16 protein-coding genes are annotated in these 17,002 nt (G+C 57.0%); 4 read left to right on the forward strand and 12 right to left on the reverse strand.

What is annotated here, in order from left to right; genetic code table 11:
• The first annotated feature begins 171 nt into the window (after positions 1-171).
• Complete coding sequence (locus tag ACH3PB_RS16410; RefSeq protein WP_416396517.1) at positions 172-1,194, forward strand: hypothetical protein; 1,023 nt, start codon at positions 172-174, stop codon at positions 1,192-1,194.
• Positions 1,195-1,202: 8 nt separating this feature from the next.
• On the opposite strand, the gene ACH3PB_RS16415 is transcribed toward ACH3PB_RS16410, so the two are convergent.
• On the reverse strand, positions 1,203-2,765 hold the full coding sequence (locus ACH3PB_RS16415; protein ID WP_416396518.1) for a YifB family Mg chelatase-like AAA ATPase: 1,563 nt from the start codon (positions 2,763-2,765) through the stop codon (positions 1,203-1,205).
• A 99-nt stretch (positions 2,766-2,864) separates the two neighbouring features.
• Positions 2,865-3,119, reverse strand: a complete 255-nt coding sequence (locus ACH3PB_RS16420; RefSeq protein WP_416396519.1) for an accessory factor UbiK family protein — start codon at positions 3,117-3,119, stop codon at positions 2,865-2,867.
• Between the two features lie 487 nt (positions 3,120-3,606).
• Here ACH3PB_RS16420 and glnK point away from each other — a divergent pair, with 487 nt between their 5' ends.
• Complete coding sequence (gene glnK, locus ACH3PB_RS16425; RefSeq protein WP_416396520.1) at positions 3,607-3,945, forward strand: P-II family nitrogen regulator; 339 nt, start codon at positions 3,607-3,609, stop codon at positions 3,943-3,945.
• A 39-nt stretch (positions 3,946-3,984) separates the two neighbouring features.
• The gene (locus ACH3PB_RS16430; RefSeq protein ID WP_416396521.1) at positions 3,985-5,256 is read left to right on the forward strand and encodes an ammonium transporter; all 1,272 of its coding nucleotides are present in this window, start codon (positions 3,985-3,987) and stop codon (positions 5,254-5,256) included.
• 846 nt (positions 5,257-6,102) lie between these two features.
• Here the strand turns inward: ACH3PB_RS16430 and ACH3PB_RS16435 are convergent.
• From ACH3PB_RS16435 to speE, 4 genes are all read right to left on the reverse strand, one after another.
• Entirely contained in the window at positions 6,103-6,693 is a 591-nt protein-coding gene (locus ACH3PB_RS16435; RefSeq protein ID WP_416396522.1) for a L,D-transpeptidase family protein, read from the reverse strand.
• A 43-nt stretch (positions 6,694-6,736) separates the two neighbouring features.
• A complete protein-coding gene (fabB, locus tag ACH3PB_RS16440) occupies positions 6,737-7,972 on the reverse strand; it encodes a beta-ketoacyl-ACP synthase I (RefSeq protein ID WP_416396523.1) in 1,236 nt (411 codons plus the stop codon).
• A 73-nt stretch (positions 7,973-8,045) separates the two neighbouring features.
• Positions 8,046-8,570, reverse strand: a complete 525-nt coding sequence (gene fabA, locus ACH3PB_RS16445) for a bifunctional 3-hydroxydecanoyl-ACP dehydratase/trans-2-decenoyl-ACP isomerase (RefSeq protein WP_416399479.1) — start codon at positions 8,568-8,570, stop codon at positions 8,046-8,048.
• Between the two features lie 232 nt (positions 8,571-8,802).
• On the reverse strand, positions 8,803-9,660 hold the full coding sequence (gene speE / locus ACH3PB_RS16450) for a polyamine aminopropyltransferase (protein ID WP_416396524.1): 858 nt from the start codon (positions 9,658-9,660) through the stop codon (positions 8,803-8,805).
• A gap of 210 nt (positions 9,661-9,870) precedes the next feature.
• Between speE and speA the strand changes: the two genes are divergently transcribed.
• Positions 9,871-11,865 carry a biosynthetic arginine decarboxylase gene (speA, locus tag ACH3PB_RS16455; RefSeq protein ID WP_416396525.1) on the forward strand — a complete coding sequence of 665 codons (1,995 nt, stop codon included), beginning with the start codon at positions 9,871-9,873 and terminating at the stop codon, positions 11,863-11,865.
• A 20-nt stretch (positions 11,866-11,885) separates the two neighbouring features.
• Here speA and ACH3PB_RS16460 read toward each other — a convergent pair whose 3' ends face one another.
• Genes ACH3PB_RS16460 through ACH3PB_RS16485 form a run of 6 tightly spaced genes read right to left on the reverse strand, consistent with a single transcriptional unit; the run spans position 11,886 to position 16,996 of the window.
• Complete coding sequence (locus ACH3PB_RS16460; protein ID WP_416396526.1) at positions 11,886-12,614, reverse strand: glutathione S-transferase family protein; 729 nt, start codon at positions 12,612-12,614, stop codon at positions 11,886-11,888.
• A 23-nt stretch (positions 12,615-12,637) separates the two neighbouring features.
• Positions 12,638-13,618 carry an FAD:protein FMN transferase gene (locus tag ACH3PB_RS16465; RefSeq protein ID WP_416396527.1) on the reverse strand — a complete coding sequence of 327 codons (981 nt, stop codon included), beginning with the start codon at positions 13,616-13,618 and terminating at the stop codon, positions 12,638-12,640.
• 33 nt (positions 13,619-13,651) lie between these two features.
• The gene (locus ACH3PB_RS16470) at positions 13,652-14,821 is read right to left on the reverse strand and encodes a DUF3570 domain-containing protein (RefSeq protein WP_416396528.1); all 1,170 of its coding nucleotides are present in this window, start codon (positions 14,819-14,821) and stop codon (positions 13,652-13,654) included.
• 51 nt (positions 14,822-14,872) lie between these two features.
• Positions 14,873-15,130, reverse strand: coding sequence for a DUF4266 domain-containing protein (locus ACH3PB_RS16475; protein WP_416396529.1), 258 nt, complete (start codon positions 15,128-15,130; stop codon positions 14,873-14,875).
• The gene (locus ACH3PB_RS16480; protein ID WP_416396530.1) at positions 15,127-15,699 is read right to left on the reverse strand and encodes a TlpA family protein disulfide reductase; all 573 of its coding nucleotides are present in this window, start codon (positions 15,697-15,699) and stop codon (positions 15,127-15,129) included. Before ACH3PB_RS16480 ends, ACH3PB_RS16475 begins: the two co-directional genes overlap by 4 nt.
• Positions 15,700-15,712: 13 nt before the next feature.
• The gene (locus tag ACH3PB_RS16485; RefSeq protein WP_416396531.1) at positions 15,713-16,996 is read right to left on the reverse strand and encodes a DUF1501 domain-containing protein; all 1,284 of its coding nucleotides are present in this window, start codon (positions 16,994-16,996) and stop codon (positions 15,713-15,715) included.
• Between the last annotated feature and the right edge of the window lie 6 nt (positions 16,997-17,002).

A 17,002-nucleotide genomic window follows, 5' to 3' on the forward strand; every position in this document is an offset into this window, starting at 1 on the left:
TCCCTAACGTCCTGCCGATGGGCCTGGAAGGTGCCCGATGCAGGCAGTGCATGTGATCCAGAGTCGTTCAGGGATATGGCCCCGATATTGCCTTGTATAAACCACTCGATCCGGCAGCATCAACGTTCGCTGCAGGGGCCGCCAGTTGGCCACATGACTACAGGCTCGGAAATGACCCTAGAAGAACAGAATCTGCGTCGGGCCTTTACCCGACAAAAAGACCGACAACACTGCGCGCAGCTCAGCCTGCACGCCATAGAGCTGATTTCATTACTACAGCAACACCGGGGTATGGTACTGGCCGTACTCGGTGGCGATGTCTTTTTTGAAACTCGTGTAGATGCCATTCGCCCACAGATCATCGATCAGTTGCGGGTGCTCAAGAAGTTCATTTCCGAACTATTCCCCGAAGCTGAATGGCAGCGGCTCTGCGATGAGTGGTATACGCTGTCTCACCACTGGCGCCAGGACAGTGCCTCGGAAAGCTTTGATCTGCACACGCATGTGATTCAGCAGATGTTACTGCTGTTGCGCACCTATAATAACGCCGGTGTATTCGACCAGATATCGGAACCTGACCGACGACTGGCCTATCTCACACTGAACCAGCTACCTGAATTAATGGAGACCGCCGCAGAAATTCGCGGTATCGCCACGTTTTTGTTGGCCAGGCAGTCCATGAATGAAGCCGACGCCAACGCCAACGCAGCCAATCCTTCACCGCTCGCGCTCAAGCTGCAGTACCTTCACAAGTACTTCGACGAAAGTCTGCAGAGGCTCGAGCAGCAGTCACCAGATCTGCAGGAGCCGGCCTCCCTCGAACAGGAGCGCCTTGCAAGGCATTGGCAGGAGCTGGACGTCTACTGGCAGCAGATCCAGCCCTCGCTCAAGCTGTTCGGTTTGCAGCCTCGTCCGAGTCCTTACCCGGTCAGGCGTCGCCGGTCGCTCAGCCGGGCCAGGTCCAGTGAAGTACTCACCGCCACCGCACACACGAAGGGCTCCGAAGCACAACTCCCTGATGCGCATGTGCAGCTGTTCTTCAACGAGATCAGCGAGTTGGTATTTTCCATCCAGCGCCTGATCAAGCTGGGCCTTGCCGCCATACCACGAATGACCGAGCCTTCACTGGCCGAGTGGATCGACATCGCGCCTCCGGCGCAACATCGACGCCCTCGCAGTCTCCTGCGCCATTGAGGCAAGGGTCACAGCCGGCTGGCAGATTCGCCACGGCCGGCGTAAGCAATAGCCTCCATGAGATGTGGCGTCTGAATCTCCCGGCTCTCGGCCAGATCACTAATGGTCTGGGCGACCCGGAGAATCTTGTACCAGGCACGGGCAGAAAGGTGGAGCTTCTGTGCCGCTCGCTCCAGCAGTGTCTGCTGGGGGCCACCGAGGCTGATGGTGCGCTGCGTATCTGCAGGACTCATGAGGCCATTCAGGATGCCCTGCCTGGCATGCTGTCGCTGCTGAGCTTTGGCCACACGCTCAGCTATCGCGCTGCTCGGCTCGCCGCGGGCACCCGACAGCTCCTCAAACTTTACCGGCGAGAGCGTCATCTGTAGGTCGAAGCGATCCTGAATCGGACCCGAGATACGGTCCCGGTACTTCCTGATCTGCAGCGCACTACAGGCGCAAGATTTCTCGGTATGACCATCGTAGCCGCAAGGACATGGATTCATTGCGCCGATAAGCAGGAAGCGAGCGGGAAAGGCGACCTGTCTCTGAGAGCGGGTCACACTGATGCTGTGTTGCTCAAGTGGCTGACGCAGCGCTTCCAGGGTGCGGCCGGAGAACTCAGGCAACTCATCTAGGAACAGAACGCCATGATTCGCAAGGGAGATTTCGCCAGGCTGAGGTGAGCGACCACCGCCGACAATGGCCGAAACGGAGGCACTATGATGCGGGCTTCGAAATGGTGGCTTTCGAGAGGTCAGAATCATTTCCCCTGGCGTGAGCGCTGCTTCTGGCTGACCGATATCGCTCTGGCTGACCGAATAGATCGAAGCGGTCTCGAAGGCCTGTTGACGGCTGAGATCCGGTAGCAATGACAGTATTCGCCTGGCCAGCATGGTCTTGCCAGACCCGGGCGGCCCGTTCATGAGCAAATGGTGATGACCGGCCGCAGCGATTTCGAGAGCCCGCCGTGCCTGAAACTGGCCTCTGACATCTGCCATGTCATCTGTTGCTGGGTGCTGCGCCGAGGCAGGCAAACTGTGCTGTGAGGGCCGCGCAGGGTGGATCGATGTCGGATCGTTCAGGTAATCAGTCACATCGCGCAAGGTAGTGAATCCGAAAGCCTCGATGCCGTCCAGATTGCCCAGCAAATCGATCTTGGCTGCAGCAGTCAGCAATGGGTGACCGGCTTGATGACTGGCTAGCGCTGCCGGCAATAATCCACTGACGGGCTTGATCTGACCAGAGAGGGAAAGCTCCCCGAAAATTTCACAGTTGGCGAGGGTACGCTTTGCCGCCTCGCTCAATTGTCTTGATGCAGCCAGGATGCTTAGCGCAATGGCCAGGTCAAAGCGCCCCCCGCACTTCGGCAGATCGGCCGGTGCCATATTGATGGTAATGCGCCGGGCGGGAAACTCGAAGCCGGAGTTGATCAACGCACTACGAACCCGATCTTTTGATTCACGCACCGCCGCCTCAGGCAGACCGACTATCGAGAGGGCAGGCAGACCATTGGATATATGGGTTTCGATATAAACAAGAGGCGCAGTGACGCCGATGAGCGCCCTGCTACAAACAACAGATAATGACATTTCACCGTCCCTGGTGATTTTGAGAGATGGGGAGCACGACAGCGCTCCCCGCAATAGACGACCGTCCTGGTCATCGTATTCAAACTAACGCTTTATGGCTTACTGGCTAACCAGCTTGCCCTCAACCTGGTCCAGACGCTTCTCGAGGGCGGCAAGCCGCTCACGCGTACGAATGAGCACGGCTTTCTGCGCTTCGAACTCTTCACGCGACACGACATCCAGCTTGTCAAGAATGCTGCTGACCGCTGTTTTGAGTTGCATCTGCGCATCCTGCTGGGCACTGCGCGCGAGGCCTGGCACATACTGGCCAAAATTTTCGTGAAAACCCTGAAGCAGATCCACTGGAGACTTCATTGAGCTGTACCTCTTCCATTTCAAATTAGGATAAATCTTGGTGTTTGTGTGTAACGAAGACCATCCTGTTTTCCCGGTGCCATAGTAACACCACCCACATACACTAGTGGTAGGCGATTTCCGTTAAATAGTGCTCATTTTTTGATCCTTTCGAACCAAAGCTCACCCTGTTTTGGTCCTTCCTGTATTAGGCGCCGGTACAACCGCCTGGACGAGGCGCACGCTTTTGGTGCGTCGCCCATCTCGCGGGCTCGTTTGGTGCACTATTTCGCGTCATCGCGGTGCAGTCAAGCAAAGCTCATCTCCCTTACGATCGTCAAAAGTCTCATTTCGCACCGCTAACGCCATGTATCTAAACGATTTGTAATGCCTGGCATGCTTCGTGGTTAGCAAGTGCATCTCGCTCGTTAAAAGTGGGTCGACATTTTCAACGGCAGGCTAGCAACCGGCTCAATTACCAGCGTTTAGGCGGCATTAGGAGACAGATATGAAACTTGTTACTGCCATCATCAAACCTTTCAAACTCGATGACGTTCGCGAAGCACTCTCGGAAATCGGTGTACAGGGCGTGACGGTCACGGAGGTCAAGGGCTTCGGACGTCAGAAGGGCCACACTGAGCTCTATCGTGGCGCGGAGTACGTCGTGGATTTTCTGCCAAAGGTTAAAATCGAAGTCGCGATTGCGGGCGACATGCTCGATCAGGTCCTCGAATCGATCAGCAAGGCTGCAAATACCGGCAAGATCGGTGACGGGAAGATCTTCGTCGTCGAGCTCCAGCAGATCATCAGAATTCGAACCGGCGAGACCGGCACGGACGCTATCTAACGTTTACCAACTTACTACTGGCCTCGATCGGAGGGCTTCATGGAAAATAATCTATTTCACCTGCAGTACGCCATGGACACGTTCTATTTCCTGGTCTGCGGCGCGTTGGTCATGTGGATGGCTGCCGGATTCGCGATGCTCGAAGCCGGCCTCGTCCGGGCGAAGAACACGACCGAAATTCTTACCAAGAACGTGGCGCTCTATGCCATCTCCTGCGTTATGTACATGGTGTGTGGCTACGCCATCATGTACGGCGGCGACATCTTCCTGTCAGGCATTGCTGGCGGTGATACCCTGGTCGATGATGCACTGAAGAGCTTTGCTGAGCGTGAAGATGGCTTCGAAGGCGCTTCTGTCTACTCGTCTGCATCTGACTTCTTCTTCCAGGTCGTTTTTGTGGCGACTGCAATGTCCATCGTATCTGGCGCCGTTGCCGAGCGCATGAAGCTGTGGGCATTCCTGATGTTCGCTGTCGTCATGACCGGCTTCATCTACCCAATGGAAGGTAGCTGGACCTGGGGTGGCAATGCCGTGTTCGGCATGTACACGCTGGGCGACCTCGGCTTCTCAGACTTCGCGGGTTCAGGCATCGTTCATATGGCTGGCGCCGCTGCTGCCCTCGCTGGTGTACTCCTGCTGGGCGCTCGTAAGGGCAAGTACGGTCCGAACGGTCAGGTCAACGCCTTTCCTGGTGCCAACCTGCCACTGGCTACACTGGGTACCTTCATCCTGTGGATGGGCTGGTTCGGTTTCAACGGTGGCTCGGTGCTGAAGCTTGGCGATATCTCCAATGCCAATGCTGTCGCTATGGTCTTCCTCAACACCAACGCAGCAGCAGCCGGTGGCGGTGTGACAGCACTCATTACCGCAAGGCTCCTGTTCGGCAAGGCCGACCTCACCATGCTGCTGAACGGTGCGCTGGCTGGTCTGGTTGCCATCACAGCTGAACCTTCTACGCCAAGTGCTCTGCAGGCGACCATGTTCGGCGCCATCGGTGGCGTGCTGGTTGTGTTCTCGATCATCACCCTCGACAAGCTGAGGATCGATGATCCGGTGGGCGCCATTTCGGTGCACGGCGTCTGCGGTCTGCTGGGCCTCCTGCTGGTGCCAATCACCAACGGCGATGTCAGCTTCAGCGGCCAGTTGATCGGCGCAGCCACCATCTTCGTCTGGGTCTTCGTTTGCAGCCTGATTGTCTGGGGCGTTTTGAAAGCCATCATTGGCATTCGGGTTTCGGAAGAAGAGGAGTACGAGGGTACGGATCTGTCTGAGTGTGGTATGGAAGCTTACCCTGAGTTCCAGCGCGACTGAACGCGCGCTATCGGCGCAGGGACGCGCCAGTTTTACAAGAGTAAGAACCGAACCCACAGGTTTTGAGACCTGAACTGAAACCCTGATTAGATGCCCATATCGCGAGATCTGGGCATTTTTTTGGCCTTCGGTTTGGCAGGTTTCGAGTGTGGCAGTGGCGGGCAACCGTTGCAGAACCCGCCGTGAATACATCCGTGTAGGCTGCCTCGGCCATCCATGGCCGAGGATGTTCTGCAACGGTTGCCCGCCACTGCCTTTCCAACAGCCGGTGGAGCGGGATTTTACTCTCACTATTATTCCCGCCCGATGCCCCACTCCTGGACTGCGACGGCTCAAAAACCTCGACGCACCGATTGAGCCAAAGGCCTAGCTCTGCAACATGCGCTGCGCAGCGGAACATGTCTTGCTTGACGATGGGTTATGTAAGGCGCGGTATTTGCTTCAAGGCAGCACTGCAAGCCGGTGAACTAGGGAAGCGTTCAACGCAGACTTGTAGAGCAACTTTTCCCTGCTCGGAAACCGCAGTTCTAGAGCTCGCAAGTGAAGCAACGCAATGACTCAGTGCCAACTCCCATTCACCAAGTATGTTGAGACTGTTACAAGTATCGAACAGCTGCTGTGTGATGAAAGGCCGAATCAATTCCAGTGCCTCTGTAAACTGTGCTTGTTCATCCATATCGTCGCCTGCAATCCGATATGCGGATGCCGAACCGCTTTTTGGCCGCTCTGACACCCTGCTAAAGGCAGTGGTGTTCCAGTGTGCAGGACATCCTCGGCCATGGATGGCCGAGGCAGCCTACAGGGAGGTATACACGGCGGGTCCTGCGCACTGGAACACCACTGCCTTCAAGGCACAATCTCGATCGGTGTATTCAACGGCACCAGCTCCCAGATTTCTTCCATCGCAGCATTGCTGACCGCGATGCAGCCATCTGTCCAGTCTTCGAGCATGTAGCGGTCCAGCTTCTTGCGTTCGAAGCTGTTCGGACGGCCGTGAATCATGATCATGCCGCCTGGGTCGCGACCCAGTGCCTTGGCGAACTCCCGGTCGGCTTCATTGGGATAGGAGATGTGGATCGACTTGGTGAACTGGCTGTTCGGATTGCGCCAGTCGAGAAGATAAACCCCTTCTGGGGTACGCTCGTCGCCTTCAAACTGCTTGTGGCCACTGGGCTCGTCACCAAGACTGACTGGATACGCACGCAAGGGACTGTCGTTTTTCATCAGCAGCAGCAGGCGCTGGCTCTTTCTGACTACGACACGGTCGACTGGAACATCTGCAACAGCGGCATCGCTCGCTGGATCCTGCAGTACCTCGACCTCATCAGCGTCGTCCAGAGACACTGTGTCGGCTGAGGCTGCAGTGGGGGCAAGGCTCCAGACAAAAGGCGCCGCCGCCATCAGCAGCGCGGCGAGCAGGCAGTTCAATTGACGCAATGAGCTGACAGCTGAACTGCTCTTTCGTGGTGATGCACCCAGATCAGGACTGGGGGTACTTGGCGAAGACCAGACTGGCGTTGGTACCACCGAAGCCGAAGCTGTTGGACATAACGAGGTCAAGCGAATCGTCGTTCTCCGGCTTCTGTACGATGGGGAAATCTGCGGCTTTTTCATCAATGCTCTGGATGTGGGCAGACGGCGCAATGAACCCCTCCTTCTGCATGATCAGACTGAAGATCGCTTCGTGTGCACCTGCACAGCCAAGCGAATGTCCAGTCAACGATTTGGTTGAACTGATCTTCGGCAGGTCATGACCGAAAACCTCTCTAATAGAGTTTAGCTCAACTATGTCACCTGCGGGGGTACTGGTGCCATGTGTATTGATGTAAGCGATTCGCTTGCCTTTGCCGGTAGCGAACGCCTGCTCGCTGGCCTGCCTCATGGCCCGGATAGCACCTTCACCAGAAGGCGCAACCATGTCCGCGCCGTCCGAAGTTGCAGCATAACCGACCAGCTCACCATAAATGGGCGCGCCCCGGCGAAGTGCATGCTCGAGCTCCTCAACGACGACGGTTGCACCGCCACCTGCGATGACGAAGCCATCACGGGTGCTGCAATAGGGCCGGGAGGCGGTCGACGCGACATCATTGTACTTCGTAGACATGGCACCCATAGCGTCGAACAGCATGGCGAGTGTCCAGTCTTCTTCTTCACCACCGCCAGCGAAGATGACATCCTGCTTGCCGAGCTGAATCTGCTCCCAAGCGTGACCGATACAGTGGGAGCTGGTAGCACAGGCAGACGTGATCGAGTAATTGACGCCACGAATCTTGAACGCGGTGGACAGACAGGCATTTACCGAACTGTTCATAGTTCGGGTAACGCGATAGGGCCCAATTTTCTTGACGCCACGTGAGCGGGCAATGTCGCCCGATTCAACCACGTTACTGGTCGAAGCGCCGCCACTGCCCATGATGAGACCCGTTCGCTCACTGCTCAGGAGGGCTTCGTCGATACCCGAATCGGCAACAGCCTGCTGCATCGATAGATAGGCGTAGGCTGCACCGTCACCCATAAAACGCAGAAGCTTCCGGTCTATGTGCGCTTCGAGATCGATATCGACTGAACCACTAACCTGGCTCTTGAGCCCGGCATCGCGGTATTTCTCATTGAAGCGGATGCCAGAGCGGCCTGTTCGTAAAGCTTCGGTGACTGTCTTGATGTCATTGCCCAGACAGGAAATGATGCCCATCCCGGTAATCACTGCACGTTTCATCGTGGAACCTTCAGTTGATTCATTCATGGCATTTACGAAGCACGGCCGCTGGTCGGGCTTGGTCAGGTGCTGTTTACTGTTCGAAAAGACCGACTTTCAGATCTTTTGCCACATATATTGTTTCACCATCAACCTTCATCAGACCATCCGCGACGCCCATGGTGAGCTTTCGTGAAATCAGCCGCTTCATATGTATTTCATAGGTCACAAGCTTCGCATCAGGCATGACCTGGCCAGTGAATTTCACTTCACCTACGCCGATAGCTCGGCCGCGTCCCTTGTATCCTGACCAGGCGAGGTGGAAGCCGACGAGCTGCCACATAGCGTCCAGGCCTAGACAACCCGGCATGACCGGATCGTCGACAAAGTGTACCTTGAAGAACCATAGATCGGGGCGAATATCGAGCTCAGCAACAAGGGAGCCCTTGCCGAACTCGCCACCGTCGGAGTCGATATGGGTGACCCTGTCGAGCATCAGCATTTCCCGTACGGGAAGCCTCGCTGTGTCCTTTCCGAACAGGTCTCCCTGACCGCAGACGATCAGCTCTTCCTTGTCGTAGGCGTGTTTGCGTTCCGGTTTGACGTCAATATCTGACATAGCAGTCAAAAACAGATCCTCTGATAATTGCTGCCCTCGCAGTGGAAGCATTAGGTCGACAGCTCAACGGCCACTAGTTCCCGCGTTAAAAAAGGTTGACAGGCAACGTTGGTGTGTTAGCACGATATCGCTAACATATTACATTTTAATTTCAGCTGCTACTTGAATGATCGGAAACCTGAAGGAAGCTGTCATGAACGGCTCCATCATCCGGAGCCGTTCGATCACCAGCTTATTTCAATGCAGCTTTCATGAACTCAGGCACCGCGAGGGCTGCCTTGTGAATGTCTTCATTGTAGTAGCGAGTGCGAAAACTGCGCTCTGCGGCATCGGCTTCGCGGAAGAAAGTCACGTTGTCCTGCTTGCCTGCCATGGTGCAACTCCACCAGCCAGTCGGATACACCGGCTGCGGAAACGGTAAGGTCCGGCTGGTCTTGAAGCCTGCTTTGCGCATGTCGGCATGAACTTTTTTGATGATGGTATCTGCATGCAGCAGCGGCGATTCTGTCTGCTGTACAAGCAAGCCGCCTTCCCGCAGCGCCAGGTGGCAATTGCGGTAGAAATCAACTGCAAATAAACCTTCGGCCGGACCGACTGGATCGGTGGAGTCAACGATGATCAGGTCCAGTGAATTTGGGCTTGCGTCATTGATCCATTTGATGCCGTCTTCGAACAGCAGCTCGGCGCGTGGGTCGTCATTCGAGCTGCAGAGGTCTGGAAAGTGCTCTTCCGCCACACGGGTCACCCGCTCGTCGAGTTCGACCTGCGTGACCTTGCGGATATCCGGGTGCTTGAGTACTTCTTTCAGAGTGCCGCAGTCGCCACCACCAATGATAGCCACGTCGCGAGGCGCCTTGTGAGTGAATAGCGCCGGATGCGTCATCATCTCGTGATAGAGGAAGTTGTCGCGGTCTGTCAGCATGACACAGCCATCGAGCACCATCAGCTTGCCGAAGGTCTTGGTCTGGTAGATTTCGATATGCTGGTACTGACTTTTTTCCTCGTGAACCTTGGCATCGATAGCCAAAGAGAAACCGGTTCCCTGGTCCTGAAAGATTTCGGTAAACCAGCCGGGCATGTGCTCAGCCATGATAGTCGCCTCCGCGAATATTCGGATATGAAAGGTGGGGTGGGTACTTAGGCAGACACTATAAGTCACTGGCGCCTACAGTCATAGCGTACGTTACGTCGTTGAGGGGCCATGTGATCAACCTGTCCAGATGCCGGACGGTGTGGCGTGGCGGGGCCGCATGTTGTAGTGTTCCGGCTTGATTCTCGTGCTCAACAGGTAAGACGAACGATGACGATGGACGGCGGGCAGTGGACACCCGATGCGGCGATGGCCGCTTACAATGTCGCACAGTGGAGTGAAGGCTACGTCACGATCGACAGCAAGGGCATGGTGCGAGTGCGTCCCCATGCTCATCGCGCTGGGGGATCGACCGCGGTCGATCCGGATGATGGACTGGTCCTGAGTGAGCTGACGCAGGCCTGTATCGACGCCGGACTGTCGCTGCCTATCCTGCTGCGCTTCTCGGATATTCTGCACGACCGGGTAAATGCCCTGTGCGGCGCTTTCAACGATGCCCGTGAGCGCTTGAACTATCAGGGCGGCTACACGGCGGTCTATCCTATCAAGGTGAATCAGCAGCGCCATGTGGTCGAGCAGATCATCCGCGCGGAACCGGCTCGATCACGCCATCAGATTGGGCTCGAAGCGGGCAGCAAACCAGAATTGATGACTGTCCTCTCGCTCAGCCGTGCAGGTGACACCATCGTCTGCAATGGCTACAAGGACCGCGCCTTTATCAGGCTGGCCTTGCTTGGGCAGACCCTCGGCATGCGCGTGTTCATCGTGATCGAGATGCTCGATGAGCTCAAACTTGTGCTGGAAGAGAGCGAGAAGCTCGGGATCCGGCCTTTGCTGGGCGTGCGGGCGCGGCTTTCGAGTATCGGTAAGGGCAATTGGCAGAACACTGGCGGCGAGAAGTCCAAGTTCGGGCTTTCGGCCAGTCAGATTCTCAGCGTTGTCGAGCAGTTGCGTGCGGCCGGCTCGCTGGACACCCTGACCCTGCTGCACTTCCACCTCGGCTCCCAGATCGCAAACATCCGAGACATCCAGACGGGCATGCGCGAGTGCGCCCGTTTCTATGTCGAGCTCATGCAGCTCGGTGCCGCGATTGCCACCGTCGACGTTGGTGGCGGCCTCGGTATCGACTACGAGGGTACGCGTTCGCGAAGCGCCTACTCAATCAACTACAGCATGGAAGAGTATGCCTTTCAGGTGCTGCGAACCCTGCAGGAAGAGGCACGACGGAATGACCTGCCTGAGCCGGATGTCATTACTGAATCCGGACGCTCGCTCACTGCCCATCACGCCATACTGGTGACCAACATCATCGATGAAGAGCGCAGCGAGGTCGATGAACAGCAGGCGAAGGCCATGCAGGCCTCAGGCGGCGATGCTGCCCCGGATATGCCAGCGCCGCTATCGGAACTGCAGCAGGATTATCTGGCGGTGATGGATCGCAATCGCAGCAGAACAGCTGCCGAATTGTATCATGACGCTTCCCACGCCCTGCAGGAGGCACAGGCGCAGTTCATCCACGGCACCATGTCACTGGCTCAGCGCGCTGCGGCAGAACAGCTGTACAAGCAGGTTTGCCTGCGCCTGCAACAGACGCTTGACCGTTCCAAGCGCACGCATCGCGACATCATTGATGAGATCAACGACAAGCTGGCCGACAAGCTGTTCGTGAATTTCTCGCTGTTCCAGTCGTTACCGGATGTGTGGGGTATCGACCAGATCTTCCCGATACTACCTTTGGCCGGCCTCGACAGACCACCGCTGCGGCGGGCAGTGGTGCAGGATATCACCTGTGATTCCGATGGCAGGATCGACAGCTACGTCGACAGTGGCGGCATCGAAACGACGCTACCGGTGCCCGACTTTCAGCGGGAAGATCTCAAGGCTGCCAATGGCGCCCACGGCCCCTTGCTGGGCTTTTTCCTCACCGGCGCCTATCAGGAGATACTCGGAGACCTGCACAACCTGTTCGGTGATACCGACTCGGTCGATGTGCGCATCAGCGATGATGGTCGATTCAGGCTCGATCACCTGCAGCATGGCGATACCGTGAAGCGGGTGCTGTCCTACGTTAACTACGATTGGAACGAGCTGCTTTCAGCCTGTACTGAAAAGGTGCAGCAGGCTGAGCTGACAGATGAGTTGCGAAGCATACTGCTGGCTGAGCTTGAAGGCGGCCTGCAGGCCTATACCTACTTTTCCAAGTAGGTCCAGAGGCTCAGACCGATCTAGCGGCTATGGTCGTCGTGCGGCTCGAAGTAGCGCTCGCGAATGCGGCGCTCGTAATTCGTCAGCATGGAAGATTCCTCGACCAGATTCTTCAGCGGGCTGTCGAAACGTGATCTCAGCACATTGTGAATCATCGCGTACAGCGTAGCGTCATGGCTACTGGGCTTGTCACCGAACAGGTAGTCCTTGTTGCCGAGCACCATGGCCACTGAGGCCATATCGGCGTTAGCCATATCGTAGATATCCCGGGGCGTATGTCGACCCAGGCCATGCGCCTTGAGGGCCGCCTTCGCCTGCACCTGCATCAGCGTCGGCACGACGTAACGCACCACATGGGAGAACAGTCCGCTGAGCTCCTGACGGACCAGGGGCCAGTTTTCGCCCGCGAAACGACTGTAGACGATCGCCCAGTAATAGTGATTTTCCAGTGCGCGAGACAGCAACTGGCCCTGGGCATGGGCTTCCGGACTGAGCCAGGCGTCCAGGCTGATGTTATAGCGCTCATGCAGATAGGCGATGATCAGATTCGAATCATGAATGACGCGAACCTTGTCCTCTGACTCATCCTGTATATACGGCAGCTTGCCGACTGGTGCCTTCCGTGGGTCGAGCACGGTCTCAATCTGAAAAGGCACATCGATCATGTGCAGATAGGTTTCTACCTTCAGGCAGAACGTACTGGGATTCCGAACGCCAAAAAGGGCGGGAAACTGGTAAAGCGTAATCATCAATAGGCCCTGTCTGCACCGGCTCAGGTGCTGTTAAATGACTTCCCCGGACGAGCCTGATTCACTTCAGGCAGTGTACTCACAGCCAGTCCTAGCCGTAAAGCGCTCCTCAGGTCATGTGTCGCTGTCAATGTGTGCTGCAGCAGACAATAGGGTAGCCCGAGCTCATCGAGCCAGGCATTAGCGCCATCCTCTTTCAGCATGGCGATAGTGCATACGGTACCAGCCAGCAGACAGGCTTCTGCAGCCACAGAAATGCTCGCTGGCGTTCTCGCGGGCATGGCAGACTTCGGATTGAGCAGATGACAGTAGCGTTGACCATCGACAATCATGAAACGTTCGTAGTCGCCGCTTGTTGCAAAGCCGCCACTTGCCAGGCTGGTGTAGGTGATCGCGTGCTCAGGCGCTCGAGGATGACGGATGCCGATGATCCACGGTGCGCCGGCCGGGTCTGGACCGACCATGGCGATATCGCCGGCGAGATCAACGAAGCCGCTGCTGCAGCCCTGTTGTCGAAGCAAGGTAGCGACGGCGTCGCAAGCGTATTCCTTGCCGAAACCACCAAAGTCCAGCGCCATGTCTGCCAGCGGTAGTCGAACAGCGTCGCTGCTGCGCTCTACCAATTCCCATCCGATTCTGCCACGCAAAACCTGCAACGAAGCCTGCGAGGGCAGTTGATCGGACCTGAAGTCCCAGGCCTGCCGCAGTATGCCGGAGGTAATGTCGAACAGGCCGTCACTCATGGCGAAGGCCTGGTCGGCGTAGTCTAGCAAGGCTGCGGTCATGGCATCGGTCTCGGTCCACTGCCCGGTCCCGGCTCGATCATTGATGCTCGAAACGATACTGTCGGGCCGATACCTCGAATAACGCTGCTCGAAGCTCTGCAGCAGATCCACGGCCAGCGCCGACCAGCGGTCAGCCTCGACACGAGGACCGCCCAGCCGGAGCTCACAGGGGCCTCCGAGCGCTTTGAAACGATAGTGATGCAGGCCGAAGTCAGTCATGCAACTGAGTATCGGCCGGGTTGGCCGATAGCGCTAGAACGAGTACTCGAAACCGATCGAAATTCGTGTGAACTCCACCAGTGCGGGATTGGGTCGATCGACTGATTCGATGGCAAAGTCTGCATCACTGACATAGCGCTCGGCTCCGACGCTCATCTTCCAGTCATAGCCGTATGCGATCGCCTTGATGCCGGCTGTCACTGCGCCATAGGGCGACAGTCGAAAATCTGACGAACGCTCACCGGTGGTATTGATACTGGTCAGGGGTTCGTAGAAGTCTGCCTGCCCCTGCGTGTAATAGCGGAAACTGGGCACGAGCTGAAGATTGGCATTGATATTCTGGTACCACGCGAGGTCCAAAGTATGCGACATGATGCCCCAGTCATCGCCGTAGATGCGGTAGTCGACGTGCGCCGCCGCATTTGCAACTTCGATGAAGTGGCGGTATCGCGCACTCGCGGCGAGCTGCAGGCGTTCGTCCGGCCGTTCGTCCTCGAGTTTGTAGGGGTCCGAGAGATAACCACTCTTGCGGGTCGCACTCAGGCTGCCCTGGATTTGCGACACGCTGGTCAGGATCCTGGTATAGCCTGCGAAGACCGTGAGGCTGTCCTTGTCTTCGCTTTCTGGCCTTGTGAAGCCTGTCGGCTGTGTTGGCTCGACCGTGTCTATCGATACCGCAATGCCGCCGGACACAGTATCGAGGCGATCATTGAAGGTCAGGCTGCCGTCCACGCCGCCGCTAAAGGCGGTGTAGTCGTCTTCGCCCGAGTAGCCGAGGGTGACACCCACCGTAGTGTCTTCGTTGTAGCGCCGTAAAGTGCTGCTGACGTCGAGGCGTTCATCTCCGATACTGGCCCCGCTCATCACGACTTGCGGATTACCCTGAACGTCAGTCGAAATCGCCTGAGGCGATGCGCCGGACATTGTTTCACGAGCAAAATTCAGCGATAGGCCATAGCGGTCAGACAACGCGGTGATCAGGCCGAGCTGATGCACATCGATGTCGTAGCGCTCACGTGAGCCAACAGCAAGTTTGCTCGCGTCCAGATCATCCTCCTCGTACTGGGTATAGGCGTAGCTGACGGTGGTGCGCTCCGGCGGGCTTTCTGCAAAGGCCGCCGGTGCCAGGGAAGCCAGACCGGGGATACCGAGCGCAGCCGCAGAGAGCGCCAAAAGGGCTCTGGAAGACGAATTTGCTTTCATGAATGATCTACCACTTTGCTGATCAATGAGATGCTGGTGAATGTGCGGGAATCAGTTGCAGCCGCAGCCGCCACCTTCTGCCGCCGAGCCGCCGCTCGATGCCTCCTTGGCAAAGTAGATGTGAGAATCGAGTGTGGAAGCCAGAGGGTCCGGATCCCAGGCCATCTCGCTTCGAGCAAGATCGCCGCGCTCCCATGGCTTGACCTGAGCGCAAGCCTGCAGGCCTGCCACCATGGTAATCATCAGCAGAGTTGCTGCCGGCACACGCAGTCTCTTCGCAAAGCTGCTTATTTCGATTGCATGCTTCATTGTTTCGCCTTCCGCAATGTTTCAACTTCTTTTCTGAGTTTTTCGATATCGCCGTCTCTGAAGCCTTCATGCTTGCTGACGATATTGCCCTTCTGGTCGATCAGGTAGGAGGTGGGCATGCCGACGAGACCGTAGGCTTCTGGCGTCTTGCCCTTTGGATCCAGCAGTACTGGATAGCTGACAGGGAACTGACTGAGAAAGCGGGTGGCATCTTCGGTTTTCGCATCGAGGTTGATGGCGAGCACTTCGAAATCCCCTGCCTCGACCAGCTCGTTGCGCAGTTTCGACAGCTGAGGCAGCGACTTTCGGCAAGGCCCACACCAAGAGGCCCAGAAATCGACATAGACGATCATGCCGCGGTACTCGCTCAATGACTGGGTTGAATCCGAGTTCAGGACCGGAAGCTGAAAATCCGGTGCTGGTGTGGCCGCATGAGCATCGGGCGTAGTGAAGGGCACAGATGCGAGTAGACAGGCGACCGAAAAGGAACCTGTAATGCGCCACAAGCGAGGCGCCTCGGCGAGCGCTTGGGTCGCACGGTGGGATGCAAGTAAACGGGTCAGTATCATGTGGAATCTGCCTTCAGGAAAATAGGTTGAGTGTGTCGGCCGATATCGGGTAGCGACGGTCGAGATCTGCGCTCTCGATGCCAGCCAGACGGCGCAACGCGCGATGCACATGGGCCGGTGTCAACACGATACCATTGCTGTCCGGCAGGAAGGTTTCCGGGTTGACACGCAGCGCCCTGAACTCCGGATCAGTCGCGCCTATGGTACGGCCGCCTCGAATACCTGCGCCCATGGCCATTACGCTCGTGACATTCCAGTGGTCCTTGCCGTTGCCGCTGTTGTAGTAAGGGGTACGACCAAAGTCCGAGCTGATGAGCACCGTCGTTCTGTCTGCCAGACCTTCTTCTTCCAGCCGCATCCAGAGATGGTGGACGCCGTCGAGCAGGGTTCGCATTCGCGCAAAATGACTGGTGTCGTGGTTGCCATGGGTATCAAATCCACCGCTCACCAGATTCGCGCTTACGCCCAGACCTGTTGCAAATGCAGCAACGGCCATTTCAGACTGGCCCTTGAGCCCGCTGGTGGTTCGTCCAGCCAGCTTCTGGGCAATGGCGTCCAGATTATTCTGGCCGGCGCTACGGACGTTGAGCAGATCGCTCATCAACTTCTTCCGCTGTGGCAGCTGCTCGCCATTGATGAGCTGCTCGAGCCGCTGTCGCTTCTGCGCCGCCATAGCATCGAATGTGGTATCCGGAAGATAGCGATTGCTGCTGCCATTAGAGGGATGATTCGGGTTCGCCAGCGACGAGAACTGGCTAGAGCCCGAAACCCGGGCGGCAGCGACGATACCATCGGTATAGTCATAGCCACCGTTGGTCAGGAACGACATCGGTTCATTCGGTGCCGACGCGGCAGCAGCCAGTGCCGCGAAAGCGGGCATGCCAAGATCAGGGCTGCCGCTCCAGGTCATCCGGGTTCCAGTGCTATGACTGTTGGTGCGCGTATCAACACCGTTGATAACCAACAGCCGGCCAGCATGGGTCTGGAAAAACGTGTCGTACATCAGTTCGATGTCTGCTCTGGCCACAGCATCGGTGATCGTGGTTGGTATCGGCGCGTAGGCGATGCCGCCAGCCGTTTTGATATCTGCAGCGGCGAAGTTGTTGACCGGGCCCCGACCATCCGATCGAGGTGCGTCACCTTTGGGATCGCAGAGACTGGTAGGATCCCAACCACCACTCGCGTGCACACTCACCCAGAACCGGTTCGGCGCGGCCTGTGCCAGGTTGGCGGTTACGGGTAGGCCCAGGGTCATACCAGAGGCCGCCACCATTCTCATGAATTGTCTTCTGTCCATCATCAT

The sequence above is a fragment of the Allohahella sp. A8 genome, from assembly GCF_047946665.1.
Classification (GTDB): domain Bacteria; phylum Pseudomonadota; class Gammaproteobacteria; order Pseudomonadales; family Oleiphilaceae; genus Allohahella.

What these genes read in the sequence shown, in the direction of transcription:
- ACH3PB_RS16475 (WP_416396529.1), bottom strand. Translation starts at nt 15,130, where the DNA reads ATGAAGCATGCAATCGAAATAAGCAGCTTTGCGAAGAGACTGCGTGTG.
- ACH3PB_RS16420 (WP_416396519.1), bottom strand. Translation starts at nt 3,119, where the DNA reads ATGAAGTCTCCAGTGGATCTGCTTCAGGGTTTTCACGAAAATTTTGGC.
- ACH3PB_RS16410 (WP_416396517.1), top strand. Translation starts at nt 172, where the DNA reads ATGACCCTAGAAGAACAGAATCTGCGTCGGGCCTTTACCCGACAAAAA.
- ACH3PB_RS16485 (WP_416396531.1), bottom strand. Translation starts at nt 16,996, where the DNA reads ATGGACAGAAGACAATTCATGAGAATGGTGGCGGCCTCTGGTATGACC.
- ACH3PB_RS16430 (WP_416396521.1), top strand. Translation starts at nt 3,985, where the DNA reads ATGGAAAATAATCTATTTCACCTGCAGTACGCCATGGACACGTTCTAT.
- ACH3PB_RS16480 (WP_416396530.1), bottom strand. Translation starts at nt 15,699, where the DNA reads ATGATACTGACCCGTTTACTTGCATCCCACCGTGCGACCCAAGCGCTC.
- speE (WP_416396524.1), bottom strand. Translation starts at nt 9,660, where the DNA reads ATGGCTGAGCACATGCCCGGCTGGTTTACCGAAATCTTTCAGGACCAG.
- ACH3PB_RS16470 (WP_416396528.1), bottom strand. Translation starts at nt 14,821, where the DNA reads ATGAAAGCAAATTCGTCTTCCAGAGCCCTTTTGGCGCTCTCTGCGGCT.
- ACH3PB_RS16460 (WP_416396526.1), bottom strand. Translation starts at nt 12,614, where the DNA reads ATGATTACGCTTTACCAGTTTCCCGCCCTTTTTGGCGTTCGGAATCCC.
- glnK (WP_416396520.1), top strand. Translation starts at nt 3,607, where the DNA reads ATGAAACTTGTTACTGCCATCATCAAACCTTTCAAACTCGATGACGTT.
- ACH3PB_RS16465 (WP_416396527.1), bottom strand. Translation starts at nt 13,618, where the DNA reads ATGACTGACTTCGGCCTGCATCACTATCGTTTCAAAGCGCTCGGAGGC.
- ACH3PB_RS16415 (WP_416396518.1), bottom strand. Translation starts at nt 2,765, where the DNA reads ATGTCATTATCTGTTGTTTGTAGCAGGGCGCTCATCGGCGTCACTGCG.
- fabA (WP_416399479.1), bottom strand. Translation starts at nt 8,570, where the DNA reads ATGTCAGATATTGACGTCAAACCGGAACGCAAACACGCCTACGACAAG.
- speA (WP_416396525.1), top strand. Translation starts at nt 9,871, where the DNA reads ATGACGATGGACGGCGGGCAGTGGACACCCGATGCGGCGATGGCCGCT.
- fabB (WP_416396523.1), bottom strand. Translation starts at nt 7,972, where the DNA reads ATGAAACGTGCAGTGATTACCGGGATGGGCATCATTTCCTGTCTGGGC.